Source organism: Staphylococcus sp. acrmy (assembly GCF_022690565.1).
GTDB lineage: Bacteria > Bacillota > Bacilli > Staphylococcales > Staphylococcaceae > Staphylococcus > Staphylococcus caledonicus.
Map to the genome: position 1 here is coordinate 138,405 of NZ_JALCVE010000001.1, position 14,960 is coordinate 153,364.

The following is a 14,960-nucleotide window of genomic DNA, read 5'->3' on the forward strand; positions in this document are numbered from 1 at the left end:
TTACACCTTATATCCGACATTCTTCTTCGTTTCAATCAAATCTTTCACACCTATGGATTGTAATTTCTTACGCAAACGCGTCATATTTACCGCTAATGTATTGTCATCTATGAAATTCTCCGACTCCCAACACTTTTCAATCAACGCCGTACGACTAACATACTTGCCTTCATTACGGAAAAGCATTTGTAGAATCTGTAATTCTGTAAAAGATAGTTGAACAGATTCATTATTATGATATAGCGTTGCTTTGTCCACGACGAGTTGACAACCTTGTACAGTGAGTTCATTATGAGAGACCGCTAAATCATAGGTTCTACGTAAGAGCGCTTGAATCTTAGCCACCGTTAAAGATAAATTGAATGGCTTCTCGATAAAATCATCGCCACCCATTTGAATCGCCATGATTTGATCCATATTATCTGTACGTGAACTGATAAAGATAATTGGCACATTAGATTCCTTACGAATCTCTTGGCACCAATGATAACCATTAAATGTTGGTAAATTAATATCTAGCAAGACCAGTTGTGGTTGATGGACCTTGAAATACTCAAGAATATTATCAAATTGTTTCGCCACAATGACGTCATAGTTCCATTGGGACAACTCGTTTTCTAGACTTTCCGCTATGACAAAGTCATCTTCCACAATCAATACTTTCATAAGTTTCACCCTTTATTATTCTTTATGTTCATCTGTGTAGTCAGGATTAGACAGTTTATTTTTCTCTTTTTCAAATTCGTCTTCTTTATCACGTGTTTTAGCTTTACGTTTTCTTTCTTCCATAATTGATAATGCTATAAATCCAATGATGAGTAATGGCGATAACATAATAAATATCATTGGTAGACACCTCTACTTTTCTATATAGTGCTTACAGTTAATTCAATTTCTATTTTACAACTTTTAATGAAAAATGAACACGTTTACTCTACTGTGTTATTCAATAAAGCTCACGCTACGTTTTATTGTACAAAACGATATTTTTCCTATTTAGAAAAAAATAAAAATAGAATTAATTCTTGCAGTTAATAATTGTTTACAATAGCTTTACTTAAAAATAACTTTATACTAACTTTAAATCAAATTAAGTTCTTTAATATTAAAGATGTAGTACAAGATGATATACATATTAGGGGGCTTTATAACAATGCGTTTCATTAACAAATTTGGTAAAACTACAGTGGCAAGTACAATCTTAGCTGCATCAGTATTAGGAACTACTCAACTTTCATTTGCATCTAGTCCAGGTGAAGGAAATCAAGGCCAACAAGGTCAAGATGGCGACTACATGGCAATTGGTAACACTGAAAATCCTAAAAACGTTATCTTCATGGTTGGTGACGGGATGGGACCTTCTTATAACTCAGCTTACCGTTACTATGCAGATGATCCAAATACTAAAGAACTAGACCAAACTGCTTTTGATAAGTATTTAAAAGGTACCAATCGTACGAATCCAAATGATCCTAAAGAAAATGTAACCGACTCAGCAGCAGGTGGTACTGCTTTTGCGACAGGTCAAAAAACATATAATGGCGCGATTTCAGTTGATAATGATAAAAAACCACTGAAATCTGTATTAGAACAAGCTAAAGAAAATGGAAAATCTACTGGCTTAGTCACTACTGCTGAAGTAACAGATGCAACACCGGCCGTATACGCTGCCCATGTAGATGACCGTGATAAGAAAGATGAAATTGCACAACAATTTTACAATGATAAAATTAACGGCCAACATAAAGTTGACGTTATTTTAGGTGGCGGTTCTAAATATTTCGGTAAAGAAAATGGTAACTTAAAGAAAAAATTCCAACAAGACGGCTATGATTATGTGACAAATAAAACAGATTTAGCCAACTCTCAAAGCGATCAAGTATTAGGATTATTTTCAGAGGAAAATATGCCATTACAACTAGATGCGCCGAAAAAGAATCCATTATTAGTTGATATGGAAAACAGTGCATTATCTAAATTAGAGAAAAACGATAAAGGCTTCTTCTTAATGGTAGAAGGTGCTTCAATCGATAAAGCCGGACATCCTAACGATATTACTGGTGTTATGTCGGAAATGGGTGGCTTTGACAAAGCATTCCAAAATGCGATTGACTACACTGATACACATAAAGATACATTAGTTGTAGCGACTGCCGACCATTCTACTGGTGGCTTATCTATCGCTAAAGGTAAAGACTACGTCTGGAATCCAGAAGCGATTCACAAAATGAAACATACTGGTTCTTACATGACAGAACAAATTGCAGATGGCAAAGACCCTGAAAAAGTAATTAGCAAAGGTTATGGCATCGAATTCCCTAACGACCAATTAGACAAAGTTAAAGATGCAGCTAAAGAACTTAAAGACGTTAAGTCGAAAGCTAAAAATGAAGACGACCCTAAAATCGCCGAAGCAACAACAAAATTACAAGATGCTATTCAAAAACCAATCAATGATGAATCACATACAGGTTGGACAACTTACGGTCATACTGGTGAAGACGTGAACACTTACGCTCACGGCCCAGGCGAAGATAAATTCTTAGGTAACAACGATAATACTGATAGCGCGAAAAACATCTTCGACTTCTTCGCAAACGATGTTAGCATGAATCAAAGTCAACAATAAACTAGCATTTGTAAAGCGCCCTCCTCGGAGGACGCTTTTCTTTTATCAATACTTCCTTTATACTTTTTCTTCAAATAGTTTAAACGAAATATAATCTCTATTCTAATATTATTAATATACTAAAAGCACTTTATCGTCGGTTGCGATAAAGTGCTTTTTTTATTAATTAAGTTCTAAATTATCTTTTAATTTCTTTTTAATATCTTTCAAACTATTGTCATCAGGATAGAAATAATATAGATTATCGTCACCCAAGGCGTTTTGGCCATCAATTGTTAGACGTTCTACATTGTCTTGAGCTTTATCGTAATCTGATCTGAAACGATTTAACTGAACAAAGCTTAAATCAGTTTTCAAGTTATTTTGTGCAGCTTTGAAGATACCGTTTAACTTAGTAACTGAATTCATTGAAAAGGCTTCTCTAGCAACTGCAGTGATGACTTGTTGCTGACGCAATTGACGACCCTCGTCTCCACCTGCGCCATTTTCTTTACGACTACGCATATACGTTAATGCTTGATCGCCATCCATGTGATATTTTTTACCTTGTTCAAAATTGTAACCATGGAAAGTAAATGTTGCGTTACTTGTAATATCAACTCCGCCTAATTCATCTACAACAGTTTTAACGCCATCCATATTTATCGCTATGTAATGATCCACAGGCACGTCCATTAATTCTTCTAGAGAATTAACAGCCATTTTAGGACCGCCATAAGCATACGCATGATTGATTTTCTCAGTTGTTCCATGACCAACAATTTTAGCTCGTGTATCACGAGGCACACTAACCATTACTGTTTTTTTGTCTTCAGGATTAATTGACATTAATACAATTGAATCACTACGTTGTCCTAAATTTTCTTGTTGTCTTTCAGCATCATCATCTACACCATAAAGTACTACCGTCATAGGGTCGCCTTCTTTAGCCGGCTTATCTCTTAATTGCGAGTGTTCTCTATCTAAAGGAGAGTTTATGGAATTACTCAATGAATGAAGTTTTGCAAATACAAAAATACCAATAGCAATAATAAGAACTATGATAAAAATTAATATAGCAACTATGACTTTAAAAGTAGTTGATCTTTTTTTCTTCATTTATACTCACTCATTTTTTATAGACTTTTAATAATTTCAATCACTCGTGATTGTTGTTCATCAGTCATATCTGATCCTGATGGTAAACATACGCCGTGATCAAATAAGTATGCACCATTATCATTTCCCTCGGTAATGTAATCATATTTCTCAAAGAAAGGTTGTAAATGCATAGGTTTCCATACTGGGCGTGCTTCGATATTATTTTCTTGTAACTTTTCAATTAAATCTAAAGCAGTAAAGCCTGTTTTATTTTCATCGATTGTTAAAGCAGTTAACCAACGATTTGATTTTGAATCTGGTAATTCAAGTTGGAAATCAAAGCCCTCAACGTTTCCAAATTCTTGTTCATATCTTTCGAAGATTTCTCTACGACGTGCAATACGTTGGTCTAATACTTTCATTTGGCCTCTACCAATACCAGCAGATATGTTACTCAAACGATAGTTAAATCCTAATTCACTATGTTGATAATGAATTGCTTTGTCTCTTGCTTGTGTTGATAAGAATAATGCGTGAGCAATATGTTCTTCATCATTTGAAATAAGCATTCCACCACCACTAGTAGTAATAATCTTATTACCGTTAAATGAGAAGATACCAAAATTGCCGAATGTACCACTTTTTTGACCTTTATATTCAGCGCCAAGTGACTCGGCAGCGTCTTCAATTAAAATTGAACCATATTGCTCACAGATTTCTTTAATTTCATCCATTCTAGCAGATTGACCATATAAATTAACAGCAACCACTGCCTTAGGTGTAATACCTTTTTCAGCATATTGTTCAAATGCTTTACGCAATGCATTTGGTGACATATTCCATGATTCTATTTCAGAATCGATAAATACTGGTTTTGCACCTTGATAAATAATAGGATTAGCTGAAGCGCTAAATGTTAATGAACTACAAAATACAATGTCATCTTGTTGAACTCCACTTTCAATTAGGGCTAAATGAATAGCAGAAGTACCACTTCCCACAGCCAATGCTGCATTTACTCCTACATAACTTTTAACACTATTTTCGAATTCTGTAACGTTTTCACCTAATGGTGCGATCCAGTTTTTATCGAAGGCATCATGTATGTAATCTAATTCTGTACCACCCATATGAGGTCTAGATAAGAAAATTCTTTCTTCTTCCACTTCAATTCACTCCTTAATTTTTGCTGGGGTTCCAATGACTGTTGATTCTGATTTAACATTTTTTATTACTGTCGCACCAGCACCTACAATACATTTATTACCAATTTCAACTAATGGTAGTACTGCCGCATTAATTGCTACATGAGATTCATCACCAACTCTAACGCCCCCTGCTAATGCAGCGTTAGGAGATATATGAACATAATCACCAATTTGATTATCATGTTCTACAATAGCGCCAGTATTAATTATGGCATGCATACCTACTATAGTTTCTGCATTGATTACAGCATTAGGCATGACTACCGTACCATAATTAATCTTAGCACTAGGACTGATAATAGCTGATGGATGAATTAGTGTAGCATATTTTTCAAGCTTAATATCTAATTCATTAAACAACTTATTACGAACATGATTATTTCCAATTGCAATTATAAAGAAATAATCATGTTTATAATTGTTAACCGCTTCTAAGTTATCATAAAAAATACCGTTTTCAATGTAATATTCATCTATAGCATTATCGAGGTAACCTGCAACATGATATTGTTGGGACGCCTCAATGATATCTCTAATAACTTTTGAGTGACCACCCTTACCAATAAGTATTATAGGTTGACTCATGCTTCGTTCCCCTTAAACTTCTCAGCAGTTACATGGTTAGGCGCATTAACATCTTTTCGTTGTAAAATATTAATGAACGTTTTGTATATAATATACATGTCTAATTTAAATGACTGATTCTCTGCGTACCAAACATCTAATTTAAATTTTTCATCCCAAGTAATAGCATTACGACCATTTACTTGTGCCCAACCAGTAATACCAGGTTTTACATTATGACGCTTTTTTTGTTCTTCATTATATAAAGGTAAATATTCCATTAATAGCGGTCTTGGACCAACTAAACTTATGTCGCCTTTTAACACGTTTATGAGTTGTGGTAATTCATCAATACTAGATTTTCTAATAAAAGTTCCAACTGACGTCATCCGTTGTTCATCCGGTAACAATTCACCTTTTTCGTCTCGTTTATCAGACATTGTACGGAATTTATAAATTTCAAATGGTTCTCCGTATTGTCCCGGACGCGTTTGTCTAAAGAGAACAGGTTTACCTAGTTTCTTCGCAATCACTATAGCTGCCGTTAAAGTAATCGGCGCTGACACAACTAAACCTGTAGCACTGACAGCTATATCAAATATACGTTTTAACATTCTATTTCCCTCCTTATTAAATAATTTTAAACAGGAAGATTGTTTTTATATATCGTTTCTAAATGTTTCCAAACTACTTCATTTCTGAATTTTTGTTCTACATTTTTTCTTCCATTCTTACCCAATTTTTCTTTCATATTAGGATTATCAATTAAATAGCCTACTTTAGCAGCTATTTGTTTATAGTCATCTTTTTCGACTAAGTATCCAGTTACACCATCGACAAGTGTATCCTTAGCTCCAGTTACGTTATTAACTATAACTGGCACTTCAACAGCTTGGGCTTCAATACTGACATTACCAAACCCTTCACGATGTGTAGGAAAGACAAGTACATCCATATGATTATAGTAATTCACTGTATTAGCAACATGACCTGCCATAATAATATCTGGATTACTTTGTAAATATTCAAAATCCTCTTGGCTAATTGAATCATCTTTTTCGATAGGACCCACAATAAGCAATTTCACATTGCTATGTTGTTTTTGAATTATTTTAAACGCTTCAACCACTTCATGGATACCTTTATCTTTTACAATTCGTCCGACATAGCCAATAACAAATTGATCTTTTAATATTCCACTTAAATCGTCGGGGATATCATTAAATTCTTTTTTGAATTTTTCCAGATTAATACCGTTTGAGCTACCATATCCTAATACTTTGATGTTACCTTTTTTCTCTAGACCCAATTCAACAATTTTATCTTTTAAGCTATCTGAAATTGCAATTATATCAGTTGCACAAAACATCGCTAATTTCTCCATAGCATATAGAATTTTATATTTTAATCCCGTTACTGTTTCTAACCTTAAACCACGTACCGTATATATACGAACAGGTCTACGCGTGATAAAAGCGGCCAAGGTTCCAACAAGGCCTGCTTTAGGTGTACCAGAATTAACAATATAAGGTTTTTCTTTTTGAAATAATTTAATCATTTTTAACAATGATTTCAAATCATTTTTTAAAGAAATTTCTCTTTCCATGTTAATTGCATGAGTAATATCAGGAGAATAGTTTTTTTGTTCCGGTCCCTCAGAAGATACAATATGAACGTCTAAGCCTTTATCTCTTAAATATTCAACTTGCCCTTTCATTAAGGTAATACTTTTAGAGACCGTTACTAATTGAAATATTTTTTTGTTAGCCAATACGATCACCCTTATTTATATGGAGAGTAAGTTTATAATCTCCATAAACCTTTATTTCCGATTTCGTCATCGCTAATAATACCTTTAATATCAAGAACCATGCCATTATCTTTAACAAGACTTAAATACTCTTGTTTATTATCAACATAGTCAGTATGTGCTACTGCAAATACAACTGCATCTGCTGTTGGTAAATCTTTTTTATCTTCTAAGTTAATACCATAGAATTTTTGTGCTTCTTCTTTATCAGCTTCAACATCACTTACATGAACATCTAAACCATAATCTTTTAATTCTTCGATAATATGAATAACTTTTGTATTTCTTAAGTCAGGGCAATTTTCTTTGAAAGTTAAACCTAATACATTTACTGTAGCGCCTTGAACTTCTAATCCTTGTTTTAATAAACCTTTAATTACGTTAGAAGCAATATATTTAGCCATATTATCATTAATGCGACGACCAGCTAAGATTACTTCTGGATGGTGTCCTACTTCTTGCGCTTTATGAGTTAGATAGTATGGATCTACACCGATACAATGTCCTCCAACTAGACCAGGTTTAAAGTTTAAGAAATTCCATTTAGTACCTGATGCACGTAACACTTCATTAGTGTCGATATCTAATTTATCAAAAATAAGCGCTAGTTCATTCATTAACGCAATATTCACGTCACGTTGTGTATTTTCGATAACTTTTGCTGCTTCGGCCACTTTAATTGATGATGCTTTATGAACGCCTACAGTCACTACTGAACCATATACATCGGCAACAACTTCTAATACTTCAGGAGTTTGACCAGATACTACTTTAGTGATTGTTTCAAATGTATGCACTTTATCACCTGGATTAATTCTTTCAGGAGAGTAACCAACAAAGAAGTCTTTACCACAAGTTAAGCCAGATTCTTTTTCTAATACTGGCACACAATCTTCTTCTGTTGCTCCAGGGTAAACTGTTGATTCATAAACTACAATCGTATCAGGAGTCAATACTTTACCCACTGTTTCACTCGCTTTAACTAATGGTGTTAAATCTGGTTTGTTATTTTTATCGATAGGAGTCGGAACAGCTACGATAATAAAATCAGCTTTTTTCAAATCTTCAGCGTTAGATGTAAATTTAATGTTTGTAGCTTTCAAGTCTTCTGAAGTAACTTCGTTTGTTCTATCATGATTATCTTTTAATTCTTTTATTCTGTTTTCATTAATATCGAAGCCAATTACTTCGTGCTTTCTGCCAAATGTCACCGCTACGGGTAAACCTACATATCCTAATCCAACTACTGCTATATTTCTATCCATAATTAAATCTCCCTTTATTTATAATATTCTAGATACCAATCAATAAATTTATTTACGCCATCTTGAATAGACGTTTCTGGTTTAAAATCGATATTTTTAAATAAATCATCCACATTGGCATAAGTTTCAGGTACATCTCCCGGTTGTAAATCCATATAATTTTTCTTAGCTGTTTTACCAAGTTTGTTCTCAATAGCTTCTACAAATTCCATTAAACGAACCGGATTGTTATTTCCGATATTATAGATTTTATATGGAGCATATGATGAACTTGGATCTGGGTTAGCACCAGACCATTCAGGATTTGGTTGAGCCGGTTTTTTCACTAAGCGACTAATTGCTTCTACAATGTCATCAACGTAAGTAAAGTCACGCATCATCTTACCGTGGTTATAAACATCAATTGTTTCATCATTTACAACTGCTTTAGTAAATTTAAATAAAGCCATATCCGGTCTACCCCATGGCCCATAAACTGTGAAGAAACGTAAACCAGTTGTCGGTAAGTTATATAGATGACTATAAGTATGTGCCATTAACTCATTTGATTTTTTAGTAGCGGCATAGAGACTTAATGGGTGGTCTATATTATCTGATGTTTTAAAAGGTTTATTTGTATTCGCACCATATACAGAACTTGATGAAGCGTAAATTAAATGTTCAACATTATGATGACGGCAACCTTCTAAAATATTCATAAATCCAACAATATTTGAATCAATATAAGCTCTTGGATTTTCAATACTATATCTAACGCCGGCTTGTGCTGCTAAATTAATAACTACTTCTGGCTTTTCATCTTCAAAGATTTGGTTTACTTTTTCATAATCCTCTAAATCATTTTTATAAAAAGTGAAATTTTCTTTTCCGATAGATTTTAATCTGTCTTCTTTTAATTGAACTGAATAATAGTCATTGAGATTATCAATACCTACTATTTCATAGCCTTGACTGATTAATTTTTTCGCTAATGTTGAGCCGATAAAACCTGCAGCTCCAGTAATCAAAACTTTCATCATTCATTTACCTCCCTGATTTTTTTAATTGGAACACCTACATACAGACTATTCGGTTCTGTATCCTTATTTACAACCGCACCTGCTCCAATAATGCAACGAGTTTTAATTGTATTGCCTCCAAGCACTCTTACACCTGCTGCAATCCAAACATCGTCCTCTATACAAATTCTTTTCGATTGTATCCTGTTGTACTTAATAGGTTTATCTTTGTTTTCCCAAGTGTGTTCAGAGGAAATTAAAGTACAATGATTAGCTATCGAAACATTGTTCCCTATATCTATTCCCCCATGTGCATCTATATAACAATAAGAATGTAGACTTACATTATTTCCTAACACTAAATTTTGTACATTTTTCAAAACTACATATTTTCCAATATGGGTATTTGCCCCAACACTTTTCGCGTATTTATTTAAATAAAGTCTTCTATACACAATTGCTGCTAAAGAATCATTTATTAACGAGATGTCCCATATCAGATTACATATTGGTTTCGGTAAAAATTTGTATGGAATTTGCAACAATTTAAAGCACTTTTGTGACAATAGACTAGTCAATTAATCCTCTCCTCTTGAACTTTATTTTGTAATAATAATAAAGTACTAATGCGAATGGCGTTAATGCTAGAGAAGTGGCAAATTTTTCAGTATCTTTAAATTTGTACTTCAAGTTTAGTCCAGTATCTATCCATGATATATCATATAACAAATAATTAATTAGTTTATCTTTAAGAGTGGGTAATTGATTATGTGCTAACTTTCGATATTCACAATAGTTTTCTGCAGATTTAAAATAATTAGTTTTAACTTTACTGCTTATACCATCAGTTTGATATTCCACATATTTAGTATTGATATTAGCTAAATAACAATCATATAGTTCACTGAATTCGAACCATTGATATGAAGGTGGCATATGTCTTGATTTCCCATATTGAGGGAAAGTCATATTTCTAATTATATTCGTTGCAAAGACATAACATTTATCATGTCGAACTTTATATTTATATCGCAAGTCTACCCAGTTTACTTTTTCAATTTCGGGTAGCTTTTCACCAACCACTTTGCCATCTTCATAAGTATCCAAAGTAATTAGTGCTTTCATATCTTTGTTTTCTCTAAATTTTGTATTAAAAACTTCTACAGCATTAGGATAAAACCAATCATCGCTATCTAATACTACGAAAATATCCCCTTTAGCTGCTTTCAAGCCAACATTAGAGGCAATATGTTTACCTCCATTACTCTGTTTAATATAACGAATAGAAAATTTATCAGTTTTAAAACTTTTAACTAGTTGAGGGGTGTCATCAGTCGAACCGTCGTCAACTATCAACCATTCAAAGTCATGATCAGTTTGTTTTAATAATGAATCATATAATCTAGGAAGAGTATGTGCTCTATTAAATGTAGGAGTAAAGATAGTTAGCATAATATTAACCCCCTATAAATTTTATCGTTTCTATGAACTCTTTACCTTTATCGCTAGGTTCAACATTTAGTTTTTCTATGTTAGTTTTAATAGTTTGATAAGTAGTTTTATTTTCATAAAGTTCTTCAATTTTTCGAGCGATTTCATAGCCGTCCATATTGACGATAAATCCATTTTCATTGTTAGTTATTTGTTCGTATACTGTTTCAAAGTTAGTAGCTACTACAGGAATGTTATAATACAACGCTTCATCTACTGTATTAGATTTACCTTCAAATCTAGAAGGATGTACTAATACGTCCATTTTTTTCACTATACTTCCAGTATTAAATTTGAATCCTACTGGTATTACGAGATTTTCTAATTTGTTATTTGAAATTTCATCTTGCAGCCATTGTGCTAATTTTCCAGCACCTACCACGTACCATTTGATATTTAAATCTTTAGATTTTAAAATTTTTGCTGCTTCAATTAATAAATCCAGTCCTTTGCCATTATCTAAACGACAAATCGTACATAAATTAAAGCTATTTGGTTGTATATCAATTTTTTCACTTTCGATATTTTCATACAATTTAATAGGTAAGCTATTATAGAAAGTGACTGGTCTAATTTGAAAAATATCTTCAAAAATTTCAGAACACATTTTTGATACGGAAAGCATTCCGTCCATTTTATCGAAATACTTTTTATCAATTTCATGGTCTCTTTTTAACACTCGATAATCTGTTCTAATCCAACCAATTTTGTGATCTGCATTAATATAATCTTCAATGAAATAGACAGAATGGCCACCTGAAACGCCGATTGCATAATCGTAGCGCTTTTTCATTTGTAGGTCTTTCCACTTATTTTCAACCCAAAACTGTTGTTTTGCTTTTGTAGTATCATGCATTTTTAGTTTACTTTTCAAAGTAAAAACTAGTGCGTTCATACCTAACTTAGGGCTTTTAAAATTTTTCAAAATACTTGATAAGAGATTTTTTCTATTAAGCATTAAGACTGAAAATTTCGAACTAACTTTTTTTACATTAACATAGTCAGGTAAATATTTTGTTAAGCTATCTTCTTGGTTAAGTATCATCAAATCGATTTCATGATCTGTATCTTTAAGTTCATAAAAAAGGTTTAATAAACTCTTTTGGGGTCCGCCAAAGTTAAAATTGTTAACTACAAATAATAATTTCATATTAAACTCCTTAGCACCTATAAATTATTAACTTGATTGAGTTAATTTTTTATCTTTCCTAATGTCTTTTATTACGTACCAAACCCAGTACCAATTATTATGAACTAATTGAACTATTAATAATGGCAAGAGTAAATAAATCAACTTATTATCAATAAATTGCAATAACACTAACTGTATTACGACAGTTATTATTGCTGATGTTAAAAACGATTTATGATGTGGAATTAAATTTTTAGTTGCTAAAAAATTAGTGAACAACGTTTGATTGTTATATAAAAATCGATAGATAATAATAATTAGCATTGGCACTAAATTTAACAATGTGTAATCCGCGCCTATAATATCTAGCACCCAATTACCTAACAGAATAAATAAGGCAAAGGCTATAAAGTTAAACGCCCAGCTTGTTACCAATGCTTTTCTAAATAATTTTATTAAATCGTCATATTTGTTTTTTACACGTAGATAGTTAAATTTAGCTAAATAAGTGTTGTAATACGAATTAGACAACATAATTATCAAGGTTACAATTTGATTTATAAAACCAAATTGTCCAGATACTTTTAACGATAAAAAGTAAGAACTCAATATGATTGGAAAATTAATAATCAAATAATTAGAGATAGAAATTGAACCTGTTCTTAAAGTATTAGGTAATAAAGCATTAAATATTTCCCTATCATATTTAACTTTCAATTTACCTTTAGTTTCTTGCGTTTCAGGCGAATATTTATAATAAGCCAGTGATTGTAAAACTCGGTTCACCACTACAGAAATAAAGTAAGCAACTGAAACGCCTATTAATCCTAACCCAAGCATTAGAAACACTATTGATAAAATTAGTTGTGTCCCTTTGGTAACAACTAATATTTGGTTATATGTTTTAATTGCCCCTATACCTTTTAGTACCGAATTCCAATAAGAGAAACTAATATTCAGAACAATCGATACCATGTAAAACAACCAAGAAATAAGCATGGTCTTCATACTTATTTCTCCGTCGCTAATACTTACCATGTACCAAGTCCCTATTGTGATAAAAAGAGCAAATATAATCGTACCCATAGACGTATAAATAAACTTGACCGCTGAAATCACTTTTATAAAATACGGAATATTAATTTTTGAATTTTTCTCGTCTACAGTTTCGAAACCAACACTTTTAACACTTTGAGCCCCAGACCATAAATAACTAACATTCCTAGTTATAATCGTTTGAAAACCAAAGTCAATTAACATTGCTAAGCCATATAGTGATGTAAATGTGTACCATACGCCAAGCTCAGCTGAGTTTAAGTATCTTAAAATGACAGGTAATAAAATAACATTTATTCCTTGCACCATTAATAAACTTATATATCCCCAAAGTACATCTTTTTTTCCTATATTCATTCTGTTCTCCTTCTAACTACAATCCTTTTGTTTAAAATCGCAATCACAAATAATACCAAGAAGAAATTCGTGAAGAATGAAAGTAAGATTGTGGCATTGGACATAAAGAATAGTGAAAATTTCAGACATAAATAAGCGTATACATATAAAGTAAAAACTGAATTGCTATGTTGGATATTCTTATCCAATAGCATGACCACAAATAATACGATTACAGAGAAAATCGGTGCTAAAATAGCTCCAAAGTATAAGTAACCTTGTCCTAATAAAGGAAGAATTTGGTCACTAACTCCTACTCTTTTATAAAACATGTCATTAAACGCAATTAAAGCACTTTGAAAATTTCTAAAGAATGAGTTTACAAAGATAACCGAGTGGGTTAAGTCTCCAAAAATTGCATTTAAACGAAACGGTTCATATATATATGAAGTTTCAATAGAATGTCCTATATTTATTAAACCTGAAAAATATATTTGAACATCTGTATTAAAGTTCTCTAAAGCTCCAGCTGAGTGATACAATCCTCTAGCTGTAACAATATTAGTATTTTGTTTTAAAAGAGTAGAGATTCCAATTACTAATAAACTTAAAATAACAGACATAGCAATAATCAATTTTCTATAATTCTTGTATAAAATAAATACTGTAAATAACCCTGTGATTAACGGAATAATAATACTTGATCTACTTGTCCCCACGATAAATGAAGCAGAAATCATTATCACAACTAAAGACAGTAGTAAATATAAAATATTGGGTTTTCTCTCATAATATCTATAAATAATATTCAATAAACCGACCGTTAACACTATTTGTGCTAATTGTACAAATAAAGCTACTAAAGTTACGTCGGCTAAGGCATCATCATTTAATTGGGAAGCAGACCAAATAAATGAATATCTCCCTATAGATGACGGATCTAAAGCTACTAGTAGAATCACTACTATAACGAACATCCAACCGAATAAATTAGGTCTAGCTTTAACGTTATAAAATTCAACCTTGTTTGTATAAAAATACTTATGGAATATCGCAAATATTACGAATAAAACTATCATTTCATAAATCATTAAACCGACAGCTCGACTTTGAATTGAAATTGATACTGTGGCTCCAATTTGGATATTTGAACCATAAAAAGCCATTAATAAGGGTGAAATAACGTATCTCAAAAGCATAGTGAAGTTAATCACTGTTATCCCTAAATTATTAAACATGTATCTACTAAAAGATGGGAAAATTAAAAATAATATTAAAAATACTAAAGGTATAAGTACTAAATTATTAGGAATATAGGCTGGACTAATTAAAGTCGCCAGTATACCTATAATTGATAAAGCTATAACTACGATTCTATATAAATTAACCAT

The 14,960-nt window shown here is 32.1% G+C and carries 15 protein-coding genes; 1 reads left to right on the forward strand and 14 read right to left on the reverse strand.

Annotation, left to right across the window (positions count from 1 at the left end; all coding sequences use genetic code 11):
- A complete protein-coding gene (locus FH144_RS00635; RefSeq protein ID WP_242313228.1) occupies window positions 1-666 on the reverse strand; it encodes a response regulator transcription factor in 666 nt (221 codons plus the stop codon).
- Window positions 667-681: 15 nt separating this feature from the next.
- Window positions 682-846, reverse strand: a complete 165-nt coding sequence (locus FH144_RS00640; protein WP_198611831.1) for a hypothetical protein — start codon at window positions 844-846, stop codon at window positions 682-684.
- 307 nt (window positions 847-1,153) lie between these two features.
- Between FH144_RS00640 and FH144_RS00645 the strand changes: the two genes are divergently transcribed.
- Window positions 1,154-2,629 (forward strand): alkaline phosphatase, encoded by a 1,476-nt coding sequence (locus FH144_RS00645; RefSeq protein ID WP_242313229.1) that lies wholly within the window; start codon window positions 1,154-1,156, stop codon window positions 2,627-2,629.
- A 162-nt stretch (window positions 2,630-2,791) separates the two neighbouring features.
- On the opposite strand, the gene FH144_RS00650 is transcribed toward FH144_RS00645, so the two are convergent.
- From FH144_RS00650 to FH144_RS00705, 12 genes are read right to left on the reverse strand one after another with little or no spacing between them, the layout of a single operon-like run.
- Window positions 2,792-3,727, reverse strand: a complete 936-nt coding sequence (locus FH144_RS00650) for an LCP family protein (protein WP_242313230.1) — start codon at window positions 3,725-3,727, stop codon at window positions 2,792-2,794.
- Window positions 3,728-3,744: 17 nt separating this feature from the next.
- A complete protein-coding gene (locus FH144_RS00655; protein ID WP_347341110.1) occupies window positions 3,745-4,875 on the reverse strand; it encodes a DegT/DnrJ/EryC1/StrS family aminotransferase in 1,131 nt (376 codons plus the stop codon).
- Window positions 4,876-4,881: 6 nt separating this feature from the next.
- Window positions 4,882-5,502 carry an acetyltransferase gene (locus FH144_RS00660; RefSeq protein ID WP_107507006.1) on the reverse strand — a complete coding sequence of 207 codons (621 nt, stop codon included), beginning with the start codon at window positions 5,500-5,502 and terminating at the stop codon, window positions 4,882-4,884.
- On the reverse strand, window positions 5,499-6,095 hold the full coding sequence (locus FH144_RS00665; RefSeq protein WP_107507005.1) for a sugar transferase: 597 nt from the start codon (window positions 6,093-6,095) through the stop codon (window positions 5,499-5,501). Before FH144_RS00665 ends, FH144_RS00660 begins: the two co-directional genes overlap by 4 nt.
- Window positions 6,096-6,121: 26 nt before the next feature.
- The gene (locus FH144_RS00670; protein ID WP_242313231.1) at window positions 6,122-7,261 is read right to left on the reverse strand and encodes a glycosyltransferase family 4 protein; all 1,140 of its coding nucleotides are present in this window, start codon (window positions 7,259-7,261) and stop codon (window positions 6,122-6,124) included.
- Window positions 7,262-7,284: 23 nt separating this feature from the next.
- Complete coding sequence (locus FH144_RS00675) at window positions 7,285-8,556, reverse strand: nucleotide sugar dehydrogenase (RefSeq protein ID WP_242313232.1); 1,272 nt, start codon at window positions 8,554-8,556, stop codon at window positions 7,285-7,287.
- 14 nt (window positions 8,557-8,570) lie between these two features.
- The gene (locus FH144_RS00680) at window positions 8,571-9,572 is read right to left on the reverse strand and encodes an NAD-dependent epimerase (RefSeq protein ID WP_242313435.1); all 1,002 of its coding nucleotides are present in this window, start codon (window positions 9,570-9,572) and stop codon (window positions 8,571-8,573) included.
- Window positions 9,572-10,132: an acyltransferase gene (locus tag FH144_RS00685; protein ID WP_242313233.1), complete on the reverse strand. Its 561-nt coding sequence runs from the start codon at window positions 10,130-10,132 to the stop codon at window positions 9,572-9,574. Before FH144_RS00685 ends, FH144_RS00680 begins: the two co-directional genes overlap by 1 nt.
- Window positions 10,125-11,006 carry a glycosyltransferase family 2 protein gene (locus FH144_RS00690; protein ID WP_242313234.1) on the reverse strand — a complete coding sequence of 294 codons (882 nt, stop codon included), beginning with the start codon at window positions 11,004-11,006 and terminating at the stop codon, window positions 10,125-10,127. The genes FH144_RS00685 and FH144_RS00690 overlap by 8 nt, the downstream gene beginning before the upstream one ends.
- Window positions 11,007-11,010: 4 nt before the next feature.
- The gene (locus tag FH144_RS00695) at window positions 11,011-12,195 is read right to left on the reverse strand and encodes a glycosyltransferase (protein ID WP_242313235.1); all 1,185 of its coding nucleotides are present in this window, start codon (window positions 12,193-12,195) and stop codon (window positions 11,011-11,013) included.
- A 27-nt stretch (window positions 12,196-12,222) separates the two neighbouring features.
- The gene (wzx, locus tag FH144_RS00700) at window positions 12,223-13,590 is read right to left on the reverse strand and encodes an O-unit flippase-like protein (RefSeq protein ID WP_107507000.1); all 1,368 of its coding nucleotides are present in this window, start codon (window positions 13,588-13,590) and stop codon (window positions 12,223-12,225) included.
- Entirely contained in the window at window positions 13,587-14,960 is a 1,374-nt protein-coding gene (locus FH144_RS00705; protein ID WP_107506999.1) for a hypothetical protein, read from the reverse strand. Before FH144_RS00705 ends, wzx begins: the two co-directional genes overlap by 4 nt.